Here is a 10,789-nt window from a genome sequence, read left to right on the forward strand (position 1 = left end):
GCCTAGCTTGCTGCGGCTGGGACGGTGCACGGCATGACCACCGCCGAGGTCACGCCCGCCGCTGGAAGTACCGCCGCCAGGGTCACCATCGCCAAGGAGACGCCCCACGCCATGTCGCCCCTGCTGGCCAGCCGCCATCCCCGGTTCGGGCACCTGCTGCCCGGCCTCGGCCTGGCGGCGGTGCTGCTCGGCAGCCAGGGTCTGGCGGCCAGCAGCCCCCTGCCCAGCACCGTGCGCCTGCTGCTGCCGAGCGAGGGCCTGCTGGCCGGGCTGGGCGACGGACTGCGCCGCGGGTATGGCCTGGCCATGGAGCAGGCCCGCGCCTGCGGCCTGGAGCCGCCCGGTCTGGGCCTCGGCTGGTTGCCCCCCGGTGCCGATCCGGAGCGGGCCCTGGCCAGCCTGGCCCGCTCCCAGCTGGTGATCGCCCCGCCTGCTGCCCCCCTGGAGCCCTACGGACGCCTGGCGGAACAGCAGCGGCTCACGGTGTTGCTGCCCCTGCAGCGGGGCAGTTCCCTGGAGCGCCTGCCCCAGCTGCCGGGGTCTGACCGTCTCTGGCCCCTGGTGCCGGCCCGCAGTCTGGTGGCCGACCGCCTGGCCCAGGGGCTGCTGGCGGCCAACAGGGGCAGTGTGATGGTGGTGCGGGACCGCAGCGGTGAGGCCAGGGCCCTGGCCGAGCGCTTCAGTGCCAGCCTGCGCACCGGCGGCGGTCGCACCACCGGCGTGCAGGACGATCCCCTGGCCATTGACGCCAAGGACGCCAAGGCGCTCGCCCAGTTGCGGGCTGATGTGGACTGGTATCGCCCCCAGGCCCTGGTGGTGTTCACCCGCCCAGGCAGCGGCCTGGCCCGGGCGCTGCGCCAGGCGTCCTGGCCCGCCGAGCTGGTGCTGGCCTGGCCCTTCCCGCTGCAGTCCACCCAGGAGATCGGGCCGACGGCCCAGCTGGGGGTGGATCCCCAGGGCCGGGGCGAGGGCTGGCCGGCGTTCGAGCGCAGCTTCCAGGCCCGCTGGGGCTACCGGCCGGCCCTGGTGGAGGCCGCTGGCTACGACACCGGCCAGCTCACGGCCCTGGCCTCCCTGGCCCCGGACGGCCGGCCGGGCTGGGATCTGGCCTGGTTCCGGCCCCTGGGCCGCAGCCTGCCGCTGTGTGAGGCGATCCGGGCGCGGCGCAGCGGCCAGACCGTGCGCCCCCGCGGCGCGGCCAGCCGCCTGGACCAGACGGCCGCTACCCCCCCCACCGCCACGCTCCAGCTCACCCCCGTCCCCGCCCAGCCATGACCGACCTGCCATCGCCGCTGGTGGTGCCCCTGGAGGCGGTGGGCATCGACGCCATTGCTGAGGTGGGCGGCAAGAACGCCTCCCTCGGCGAGATGATCCGCGAGCTCTCCGCCGAGGGGGTGCGCGTGCCGGGCGGCTTTGCCACCACGGCCCGGGCCTATCGCCACTTCATCGCCAGCGGTGGGCTGGCGCAGCGGATGCACGCCATCCTCGATGGCCTCGATGGCAGCGATATCGCTGCCCTGCAGGCTGCCGGTGCTGCCGCCCGGGCCCTGCTGCTCGGCGCGCCGCTGCCGGCTGACCTGGAGCAGGCGATCGTGGCTGCCTACCGCCAGCTCGCCCCGACCGGCGGGGGCCAGCTGGCCGTGGCGGTGCGCTCCAGCGCCACCGCCGAAGACCTGCCCGATGCCTCCTTCGCCGGCCAGCAGGAGACCTACCTCAACATTCACGGCGAGGCCGCCCTGATCGCGGCCTGTCGGCGCTGCTACGCCTCGCTGTTCACCGATCGGGCGATCTCCTACCGCCAGATCAATGGCTTCGACCACTTCGAGGTGGCCCTCTCGATCGGCGTGCAGCGCATGGTGCGCTCCGATCTGGCCGCCTCTGGGGTGATGTTCAGCATTGACACCGAAACCGGCTTCCGCGATGCGGTGCTCCTCACCAGCGCCTACGGCCTTGGCGAGAACGTGGTGCAAGGGGCGGTGAACCCCGACGAATACCTGATCTTCAAGCCCACCCTGGTCGAGGGCTTGGCGCCGATCCTGAGCAAGCGGTTGGGCAGCAAGGCGATCCGCATGGTCTACGCCGAGGGGCCGGATCAGGCCTCCACCCGCAACGTGGAGGTGCCGCTGGCTGAGCGCCAGCGCTTCGCCATCGGCGACGACGAGGCCCTGCAGCTGGCGCGCTGGGCCATCGCGATCGAGCGCCACTACAGCGCCCGTCGCGGCCAGCCCACCCCGATGGACATCGAGTGGGCCAAGGACGGCGAGAGCGGCGAGCTGTTCATCCTGCAGGCGAGGCCGGAGACGGTGGAATCGCGCCGCAGCGCCTCGGTGCTGCGCAGCTGGCACCTGGCGCCCCACAGCGCCGAGCTGCTCTGCTCCGGCCGGGCCATCGGTGCCTCGGTGAGCAGCGGCCGGGCCCGGATCATCCAGAGCCCCAGCGAGATCCAGCGCTTCGCCAAGGGGGATCTGCTTGTCACCGAGCGCACCGACCCCGACTGGGAGCCGATCCTGAAGATCGCCAGCGGCGTGATCACCAACCAGGGCGGCCGCACCTGCCACGCCGCGATCATCGCCCGTGAGATGGGCATCACCGCGATCGTGGGCACGGGCGATGCCACCGAGCGGATCACCGATGGCGAGCAGATCACCGCCAGCTGCTGCGAGGGCGACGAGGGGAGGGTGTACCGCGGCGCCGTGCCCTTCACCCTGGAGGAGCGGGAGCTGGGCGATCTGCCGGCCACCCGCACCCAGATCCTGATGAATGTGGGCAACCCGGAGGAGGCCTTCAACCTGGCTCGCATCCCCTGCGACGGCGTGGGCCTGGCGCGGCTGGAGTTCATCATCGCCAACCACATCAAGGTGCACCCGCTGGCCCTGCTGGAGCCCGAGCGGGTGGCCGATGCGGGCGAACGCCAGGCCATCGCCGAACTGACGGCCGGCTACGCCAATCCGGCGGACTACTACGTGGACCTGCTGGCCCAGGGCATGGCGCGCATCGCGGCGGCTTTTTATCCCCGGCCGGTGATCCTGCGCTTCTCCGATTTCAAGAGCAATGAGTACGCCAAGTTGCTGGGCGGCGCGGCCTTCGAACCCGACGAGGAGAACCCGATGATCGGCTGGCGGGGGGCCTCGCGCTACCACTCGCCCGCCTTCCGTGGGGCCTTCGGGCTGGAGTGTCAGGCCCTCAGGCGGGTGCGAGAGGGGATGGGGCTCAGCAACGTGATCCCGATGATTCCCTTCTGCCGCACCCCCGAGGAGGCGGACAAGGTGCTGGCCGAGATGGCCCGCCATGGGCTGGTGCGGGGTGTAGCGGGCTTGCAGGTGTATGTGATGTGCGAGCTGCCCAGCAATGTGATCGGCGCCGAGGCCTTCGCCGAGCGCTTCGATGGCTTCTCGATCGGCTCCAACGACCTCACCCAGCTCACCCTGGGGCTGGATCGGGATTCGGCCCTGGTGGCGGACCTGTTCGACGAGCGCCACGCCACGGTGAAGGCGATGATCAGCCTGGCGATCCGCACGGCCAAGCGCTGCGGCCGCAAGATCGGCATCTGCGGCCAGGCCCCCAGCGACTACCCCGAGTTCGCCCAGTTCCTGGTGGAGGAGGGGATCGATTCGATCAGCCTCAACCCCGATGCCGTGATCGATACCCGCATCCGCGTGGCGGGCCTGGAGGCGCAGCAGCCATGACGCCTCTGCTGCTGGCGAGCTGGATCGCAGCCTCGGGCCCCGGCCCCTCCTTCGGCTGCGGGGCCGTGAAGGCAGCCAGCATCGAGGCCCTGATCTGCCGCGACCCCGAGCTTGCGCGCCTGGATCGCCAGCTGGCCTCCGTGGTCGCCGCCGCCAGGGCCAAGGCTGGCAACGAGCGTCCGCCCCGGCTTCAGTCCACGCAGCTCGCCTGGCGGCGTGGCCGCGACGCTTGCCGCCAGTCCGCCGACGCGCGCAGCTGTGTTCGCCGGTCCTACCGGGAGCGCACGGCCGAACTGCAGGCCCGGTACCGGCTGGTGCCGATGGTCGGCCAGGGCCGCTTCCAGTGCGGTGCCAGCCCGGCCGATGCGCTGCTGGCCAGCTTCTTCCAGACCGACCCCGCATCGCTGATCGCCGAGCGCGGCGACAGAACGGCCTTCCTGCTGGTGCAGCCCAGTGGCAGCGGCGCCCGCTACGGCGGGGGCGGGGTGGACTTCTGGGAGCATCAGGGCGAGGTGCGGCTGCGCTGGGGCGCCGGATCGCCCGAGCTGCTCTGCAGGCGGTTGCCTTGATCGGCGCCCTGACTGTTCCGGCTCGCCAGCGCTGGGCCGTGCTGCTCTGTGGTGTGCTGGCCGCGCCGGCGGCCCCCCTGCTGGCCACCCCGGTGGCGCGGGCCGAGCCGATCACGCTGCAGCTCGTCCAGGTCAACGACGTGTACGAGATCACGCCCCTGCCGGGCGGTGGCGGTGACCTGGCCCAGGTGGCGGGCCTGGTGCGGCAGCTGCGGCGCCGCCAGCCCAACACCCTGGTGCTCCTCGCCGGAGACGCGCTGAGCCCCTCGGCGCTCGGCACCGCCCAGGTGGGCGGCCAGCGCCTCGACGGCCGCCAGATGGTGGCGGTGCTCAATGCCCTCGGCCTCGATGCGGCCACGTTCGGCAACCACGAGTTCGACCTGACCGAGCAGTCCTTCCGCGCCCGGCTCAAAGACTCGCGGTTCGCCTGGATCTCCAGCAATGTGAGTGGGGCTGACGGCCAGCCCTTCCCCGGTGTCGCGCGGGACCGGCTGATCGAGCTGCGCGGGCCCGCCGGCGCTCGGCTGCGCCTGGGCCTGCTCGGCATCACCCTGTCCAGCAACCCCGCGCCCTACGTGCGCTACGGCGATCCGCTCGCTACGGCCACCGCCCAGGCCCAGGGGCTGCGCCGGCGCGGCGCCGACGTGGTGGTGGCCCTCACCCACCAGGCCCTGGCCGCCGACCAGCAGCTCGCCGATTCCGGTGCCCCCATCGACCTGATCCTCGGGGGCCATGAGCATGAGAACGTTCTGCAGCTGAGGCTGCGCACCCCCGCGTCGGCCTCGATCGCTGCCGACCAGCCCCCTTCCGCCGGGGCGACCCCGGGCTGCCGGCCGGCGGGCGTGCCGATCGCCAAGGCCGATGCCAACGCCCGCACCGTCGTTCTTCACACCCTCCGCTTCGACCCCAGGAGCCGCTGTCTGGCGATCCGCTCCGACCTGCTGCCGATCGACGGGCGCTGGCCGATCGAACCCCAGGTGCGGCGCGAGGCGGAGCGCTGGCAGGCCCTGGGCAATGCCGCCTTCCGTCGCCAGGGCCTGCAGCCCGAGCGGGTGGTGGCCACCAGCCCCGTGCCCCTCGACGGCCGCTCCGCCAGCGTCCGCAACGGGCCCACAGCCCTTACCCAGCTTCTGGGCCAGGCGCTGCGCGCCGCCGTGCCCGGCAGTGATCTGGCGATCCTCAACAGCGGCGCGATCCGCATCGACGACGTGCTGCCGCCCGGACCGATCCGCGAGCTGGATGTGGTGCGGGTGCTGCCCTTCGGCGGCCGCCTGCAGCGGATCGGCATCCAGGGGCAGCTGCTGCAGCGCGTGCTGGAGGCGGGGCTGGCCAACCGCGGCAACGGCGGTTTTCTGGTGCTCGATGGGGCCGAACGGGACGGCGCTGGCCGCTGGCGGATCGCCGGCCAACCCCTGAATCCGGAGCGCCGCTACAGCGCGGCCATCGCTGACTTCCTACTCACTGGCCGCGAGACCGGCCTCGGCTTTCTCACGCCCACTGCCGCGGGCCTGGAGCTGCTGGGCGATGGCGGCGATCTGCGCCAGGCGGTGATCAGCTGGCTGGCTCAGGGGCCCTGGGGGCAGCCTTTGCCGCGGAAGTCTCGCTGAGCGCGTAGCGCTGGCCGGGCCGCGGATCGATCAGCCGCGTGTCGGCGGGCAGCCCCGCGGCGGCTTCCGCGGGGCTGCCCTTCTGCCACAGCCAGCGGGTGAGCAGGCCGTCGAAGCGCACCTCGCCGCCGGCGGTGCTGGCCAGCACGGTGCGTGGCGCGAAGCGCTCCAGCAGCTGGGGCAGCACCCCACGGCCCCGCACGAAGGCCCCGGCCAGGGGCAGGCCCAGGTCCACCACCGGTGTGATCACCGCATCCAGGGGCCTGGGCGGCAGGTCCGCGGCCAGGAAGCCGTGGGGTTCGAGGTAGAGGCTGCCCGCCGGATGCTCCAGCAGGTAGCCGTTCTCCACCTGGGGCACGGGCGCTCCGGCGCTGGCGCTGATCTGCAGCTCGCCCAGGCGGTGTGCCTCACCGGGGCTGAGGGCCGTCACGGCCGTGAACCCCAGCGCCCGCACCCGGGCGGCGGCGCTGGCGGAGCCCACCACGGGCAGGCTCCTGGGCAGCAGCGCCAGGCTGGGGGGATGGGTGTGGTCGGGAAGACCCTGGGTCAGCAGCAGCAGATCGAGGTCCTCGGGCGCCGGCCAGCTGTGGGGCAGGTCGCCTTTGAAGAACCAGGGGCCCGGAGGGAACTGCAGCGGCCCGTTGAGCCAGGGATCCACCAGCACCCGCAGGCCGCCGAACTCCAGCAGCCAGCCATTGGCGCCGTAGTAGGTGGCGTGCAGCTCGGAACCCGACCCCATGGCAGCCCTCTGGCGCGCAGCGGGCCGCGACCCTAGGCCCCCTGCAGGCGCAGCCGCGCCTGTCGATCGGGACGGCGCCACTGCCACAGCAGCAGCCCGTGGGCCACGGCGCGCGCCACGCTGAGCACCGCCAGGCCGACGCACAGGGGGCAGTGGGTCAGTCCCATGGAGGGTTACCGCGATGATCTCAGCCTGACAGGGCCGCATCGCTCCCGGGGTGCGGTGCTGGAATATCGACATTGGAACTGCTCGAGGGCGGGAGGGTGGCGGGTGCTGCGGCTCAATGAACTGAAGCTGCCGCTCAGCCACACCCCGGAGGATCTGGCGGTGGCGGTGCGGCGTCGGCTGAAGCTGGGCGAGGTGGTGCCGCGCCACCTGCGGGTGGTGAAGCGCAGCGTCGATGCCCGCCGCAAGGACGCCATCCAGCTGGTGTACGCCCTGGAGCTGGAACTCGATCCGGCTACCGAGCGCCAGCTGCTGCAACGGTTCCGCCGCGATCCCCACCTGCTGCCGGCGCCCGACACCACGTACCAGTTCGTGGCCCGGTTTTCTGAGGCTGCGGGGGACGGCCGGCCCAGGCCCGTGGTGGTGGGGGCCGGGCCCTGCGGCTATTTCTGCGCCCTGGTGCTCGCCCAGATGGGCCTGCGGCCGCTCCTGCTGGAGCGGGGCAAGCCGGTGAAGCAGCGCACGGCCGATACCTTTGGTTTCTGGAGGGGCAGCGCTCCCTTCAATCCCGAATCCAACGTCCAGTTCGGCGAGGGGGGTGCCGGCACCTTCTCCGACGGCAAGCTCTACAGCCAGGTGCGCGATCCTGGTCACCGCGGCCGCAAGGTGCTCGAGGAACTGGTGGCCGCCGGCGCCAACCCCGACATCCTCTGGCTGCACCGACCCCACATCGGCACCTTCAAGCTGGCCACGGTGGTGCGGGGCCTGCGGGCCCAGATCGAGCGGCTCGGGGGTGAGATCCGTTTCGAGAGCCGGGTGGAGCGGTTGGAGCTGGAGCCTGCGCAGCCGCTGTCCCTGCCGGTTGCTCCGGAGAGGGCCTGGTCAGAGCCGGCTGCCCAGGATTCCGCCACCCCCCGCCGCCGTCTGCGGGGCGTCACCCTCGCGGACGGCGCCTTCATCGCCGCCGAGCAGGTGGTGCTGGCGGTGGGCCACAGCGCCCGTGACACCTTCACCATGCTGCGGGATCTGGGGGTGGCGATGGAGCCCAAGCCCTTCTCGGTGGGGGTGCGCATCGAGCACCCCCAGGCCCTGATCGACCATGCCCGCTGGGGCGCCTGCGCCGGCCATCCGCTGCTGGGGTCGGCTGAATACAAGCTGGTGCACCACGCCAGCAACGGCCGCTGCGTCTATAGCTTCTGCATGTGCCCCGGCGGCCTGGTGGTGGGTGCCACCTCGGAGCTGGGCCGGGTGGTGACCAACGGCATGAGCCAGCACACCCGCAACGAGCGCAACGCCAACAGCGGCATCGTCGTCAACATCGAACCGGCCGACGTGGCGCCCTATGGCGACGGTCCCGGCGATCCCCTGGCGGGCATGGCCTTCCAGCGCCACTGGGAGAGCAAGGCCTATGAGCTGGGTGGTTGCACCTACGCCGCTCCGGCCCAGCGCCTGGTCGACTTCCTGGCCGGAAGCGCCTCAACGGAGCTGGGGGCCGTGGCCCCCTCCTACGCCCCGGGGGTGACCCCCACGGACCTGGCCCCTTGCCTGCCTCCCTACGTGGTTGAGGCGCTGCGGGAGGCACTCCCCGCCTTCGGCCAGCAGATCCCCGGTTACGCCCTGGACGACTCCTTGCTCACCGGTGTGGAGACCCGAACCTCCAGTCCCGTGCGGCTGCCCCGCAATGCCGAGCTGGAGAGTGTGACCATCGAGGGGCTCTATCCCGCCGGAGAAGGTGCCGGCTATGCCGGCGGCATCCTTTCGGCGGGCATCGACGGAATCCGGGTGGCCGAGGCCCTGGCCCTCAATCTTCGTCGTCGGTGGAGCCCAGGGGAGCCAGTCGGATCTGCTTGCGGCCCAGCTTGATCTCGAATTCGTCGCCGGGTTTGAGGTCCAGCAAGGCGGTATAGGCCTTGCCGACCATCAGGTTGCCGTTGAACTGCACCTTGGTGGTGAAGCTCAGTTTGCGGCCGCCCTTGCCCACCTTGGCGGCACCGCCGCCGAATTCCACGCCCTTGGCATTGAGCAGGGCCTCGTAGAAGGCCGTGAAGTTCAGTCGCTCGCTGCCGTCCTTCTTGGTGGAGACATAGCCGCAGGCTCGCACGATGTCCGATTTGCTGGCGTCGCCCAGGTCTTTGACCTTGGCGAGGAGATCAGCTCCTGTGAGCATTGGGAGTAATTATGCGACATCTGCATTGTTTCACCGCATCGGCACCATATGCAAGCCCCCGGGCTAGTTGTCTCGATCCGTAGCTCCTGGCCGGGCGCTGCTCTAGGGCTGCCGTGCTAGTGACAAGATCTCGGTAAGAGCTTGCCGGCAGTGCGGTTGCTTCGCTCGCGTTGACCGCTCTACTGAACTCCTAGCCAGACTCCCCGCCAGGCCGGTGGATTCGCCACCATGGCGCGAGTGCGCGCGGGCCATGGCGGCCACCCTGATCTGGTTCCGGCGCGATCTGCGCCTGGCCGACCACGCCGTGGTGGAGGCCGCCTGCCGGCGTGGCCCGGTGCTGCCGGTGTTCGTCCTGGATGATGCGCTGCTGTTTCACCCCGAGACGGCGGTGGCCCGGGTGGCCTTCCTGCTGGAGAACCTGCGGGCCCTCGACCACGACTGGCGCCGGATCGGCGGCCGGCTGCTGGTGCGCCGCGGTGAGCCGGCCCAGACCCTGCTGGCCCTGGCCCGCGCCGCCGGGGCCGACCGGCTGATGGCCCACACCGACAGCGAGCGGCTGGTGGGTCGGGTGCGGGATGCCCGGGTCAACCGGGTCCTCGCGGGAGCGGGGATCGCCGTGGACTGGATCGAACCCGCCGGCGCCACGGGCGCGCTGATCAGCTACGCCAGCTGGCGGCGCCACTGGCATGGGGCGATGGCGGCGCCGCTGCACGCCATCCCCGAACGGGCGGTGGTGCCGGAGCCGCGGGGTGCCCTGGCGGATCTGCCGATCCCCAGCCTGCAGCAGCTGGGCCTGCGGCCCGACGCCAAGCCGATTCCCCCGGCCGGCACCGCCGCGGCCCAGGCCCTGCTGGAGCGCTTCTGCAGTGGCGCAGCTGCCCGCCGCTATTTCTGGGAGCTGAGCTACCCGGCGGCCAAGGTCAGCACCGGCCTGAGCCCCTACCTGAAATTCGGGGTGATCTCGCCGCGGCAGTGCCTGAGACGGATCGACGCCCTGGCGGGGGAAGGTGACCGCAGCTTGGGCCGCAGCGCCCTGCAGCTGGCCAGCCGGTTGCGCTGGGCCGCCGCCATCACCCAGCGCTTCCGCTACCTGCCCCAGCTGGAGCTGCGCTCGCTCTGGAGCCCCTTCGACGCCGAGCCTTTGGGCTTCGATGCCGAGCTCTACGACGCCTGGCGCGAGGGCCGCACCGGCTTCCCGATCGTGGATGCGGCGGCCCGCTGTCTGCGGGCGGAGGGCGGATGGCGCGAGCTGAACTTCCGCAGTCGGGCCATCTACGCCAGCTTCCTGGCCAACCTCGGCGGCATCGACTGGCGCTACGGCGCCCTGCACTTCATGCGCCACCTGATCGATGGCGACTGTCCGATCGACCACTACCAGTGGGCGATGCAGGCCGGCGTGACCTACCGGGGCGAGAAGGCCTGGAGCCGCATTTACCACCCGGGCCAGGTGGCGGTGGACCGCTGCGATCCCCAGGGCCTGTTCATCCGTCGCTGGCTGCCGGAGCTGGCCCACCTCACCAACGACCAGCTGGGGGCCCCACCGCCGATGGCCGCCTACCCGGCCCCGATCCTCGATTACGAGATGGCGCGCCGCCGCCGGATCGAGCACTTGGCCGAGCGGCGCTGCCGGCTGGCGGCGCCGGGCCGGCGGGAGGGGGAGATCCGGATCGAGGGTCAGAGCAGGATCCGGACGCCGGGGCCGCTGGCTGGCCTAGCGGAGCTGCCGGCTGATTTCACACCCTTTGCGGCGGAGCGCTTCTGACGTGACCCCCTTTGTCGGTCCAGTCCTTATGAGAGTGGGTGGATGTGGTCATGCTGCAACTCCCTGTTGAGCTGCCTCCAGGGGCGTACGCCCC

The 10,789-nt window shown here is 71.8% G+C and carries 9 protein-coding genes; 6 read left to right on the top strand and 3 right to left on the bottom strand.

The window, feature by feature from the left end:
- Positions 1 to 33 precede the first annotated feature (33 nt).
- Genes CJZ98_RS01130 through CJZ98_RS01145 form a run of 4 tightly spaced genes read left to right on the top strand, consistent with a single transcriptional unit; the run spans position 34 to position 5,862 of the window.
- The gene (locus tag CJZ98_RS01130) at positions 34 to 1,275 is read left to right on the top strand and encodes an ABC transporter substrate-binding protein (RefSeq protein WP_232756084.1); all 1,242 of its coding nucleotides are present in this window, start codon (positions 34 to 36) and stop codon (positions 1,273 to 1,275) included.
- Positions 1,272 to 3,686 carry a phosphoenolpyruvate synthase gene (gene ppsA, locus CJZ98_RS01135; protein WP_094587648.1) on the top strand — a complete coding sequence of 805 codons (2,415 nt, stop codon included), beginning with the start codon at positions 1,272 to 1,274 and terminating at the stop codon, positions 3,684 to 3,686. Before CJZ98_RS01130 ends, ppsA begins: the two co-directional genes overlap by 4 nt.
- Positions 3,683 to 4,255 carry an MliC family protein gene (locus CJZ98_RS01140; protein WP_094587649.1) on the top strand — a complete coding sequence of 191 codons (573 nt, stop codon included), beginning with the start codon at positions 3,683 to 3,685 and terminating at the stop codon, positions 4,253 to 4,255. The genes ppsA and CJZ98_RS01140 overlap by 4 nt, the downstream gene beginning before the upstream one ends.
- The gene (locus CJZ98_RS01145) at positions 4,252 to 5,862 is read left to right on the top strand and encodes a bifunctional metallophosphatase/5'-nucleotidase (RefSeq protein WP_198537404.1); all 1,611 of its coding nucleotides are present in this window, start codon (positions 4,252 to 4,254) and stop codon (positions 5,860 to 5,862) included. The genes CJZ98_RS01140 and CJZ98_RS01145 overlap by 4 nt, the downstream gene beginning before the upstream one ends.
- Here CJZ98_RS01145 and CJZ98_RS01150 read toward each other — a convergent pair.
- Positions 5,807 to 6,601, bottom strand: coding sequence for an MBL fold metallo-hydrolase (locus CJZ98_RS01150; RefSeq protein WP_094587650.1), 795 nt, complete (start codon positions 6,599 to 6,601; stop codon positions 5,807 to 5,809). The two genes, CJZ98_RS01145 and CJZ98_RS01150, sit on opposite strands and share 56 nt — an antisense overlap.
- A gap of 32 nt (positions 6,602 to 6,633) precedes the next feature.
- Positions 6,634 to 6,768: a hypothetical protein gene (locus CJZ98_RS19295; RefSeq protein ID WP_255082245.1), complete on the bottom strand. Its 135-nt coding sequence runs from the start codon at positions 6,766 to 6,768 to the stop codon at positions 6,634 to 6,636.
- A gap of 103 nt (positions 6,769 to 6,871) precedes the next feature.
- Here CJZ98_RS19295 and CJZ98_RS01155 point away from each other — a divergent pair, with 103 nt between their 5' ends.
- On the top strand, positions 6,872 to 8,629 hold the full coding sequence (locus tag CJZ98_RS01155; protein ID WP_094587651.1) for an NAD(P)/FAD-dependent oxidoreductase: 1,758 nt from the start codon (positions 6,872 to 6,874) through the stop codon (positions 8,627 to 8,629).
- Here the strand turns inward: CJZ98_RS01155 and CJZ98_RS01160 are convergent.
- Positions 8,568 to 8,933, bottom strand: a complete 366-nt coding sequence (locus CJZ98_RS01160) for an AbrB family transcriptional regulator (protein WP_094587652.1) — start codon at positions 8,931 to 8,933, stop codon at positions 8,568 to 8,570. The genes CJZ98_RS01155 and CJZ98_RS01160 overlap by 62 nt on opposite strands.
- 250 nt (positions 8,934 to 9,183) lie before the next feature.
- Here CJZ98_RS01160 and CJZ98_RS01165 point away from each other — a divergent pair, with 250 nt between their 5' ends.
- On the top strand, positions 9,184 to 10,695 hold the full coding sequence (locus CJZ98_RS01165) for an FAD-binding domain-containing protein (protein WP_094587653.1): 1,512 nt from the start codon (positions 9,184 to 9,186) through the stop codon (positions 10,693 to 10,695).
- The last annotated feature ends 94 nt before the right edge of the window (positions 10,696 to 10,789 follow it).

It is taken from the genome of Vulcanococcus limneticus LL, from assembly GCF_002252705.1.
GTDB lineage: Bacteria > Cyanobacteriota > Cyanobacteriia > PCC-6307 > Cyanobiaceae > Vulcanococcus > Vulcanococcus limneticus.

Coding starts and splice junctions, on each gene's coding strand:
- CJZ98_RS01130 (WP_232756084.1), top strand. CDS start 34: ATGACCACCGCCGAGGTCACGCCCGCCGCTGGAAGTACCGCCGCCAGG.
- ppsA (WP_094587648.1), top strand. CDS start 1,272: ATGACCGACCTGCCATCGCCGCTGGTGGTGCCCCTGGAGGCGGTGGGC.
- CJZ98_RS01140 (WP_094587649.1), top strand. CDS start 3,683: ATGACGCCTCTGCTGCTGGCGAGCTGGATCGCAGCCTCGGGCCCCGGC.
- CJZ98_RS01150 (WP_094587650.1), bottom strand. CDS start 6,601: ATGGGGTCGGGTTCCGAGCTGCACGCCACCTACTACGGCGCCAATGGC.
- CJZ98_RS19295 (WP_255082245.1), bottom strand. CDS start 6,768: ATGGGACTGACCCACTGCCCCCTGTGCGTCGGCCTGGCGGTGCTCAGC.
- CJZ98_RS01160 (WP_094587652.1), bottom strand. CDS start 8,933: ATGCTCACAGGAGCTGATCTCCTCGCCAAGGTCAAAGACCTGGGCGAC.
- CJZ98_RS01165 (WP_094587653.1), top strand. CDS start 9,184: ATGGCGGCCACCCTGATCTGGTTCCGGCGCGATCTGCGCCTGGCCGAC.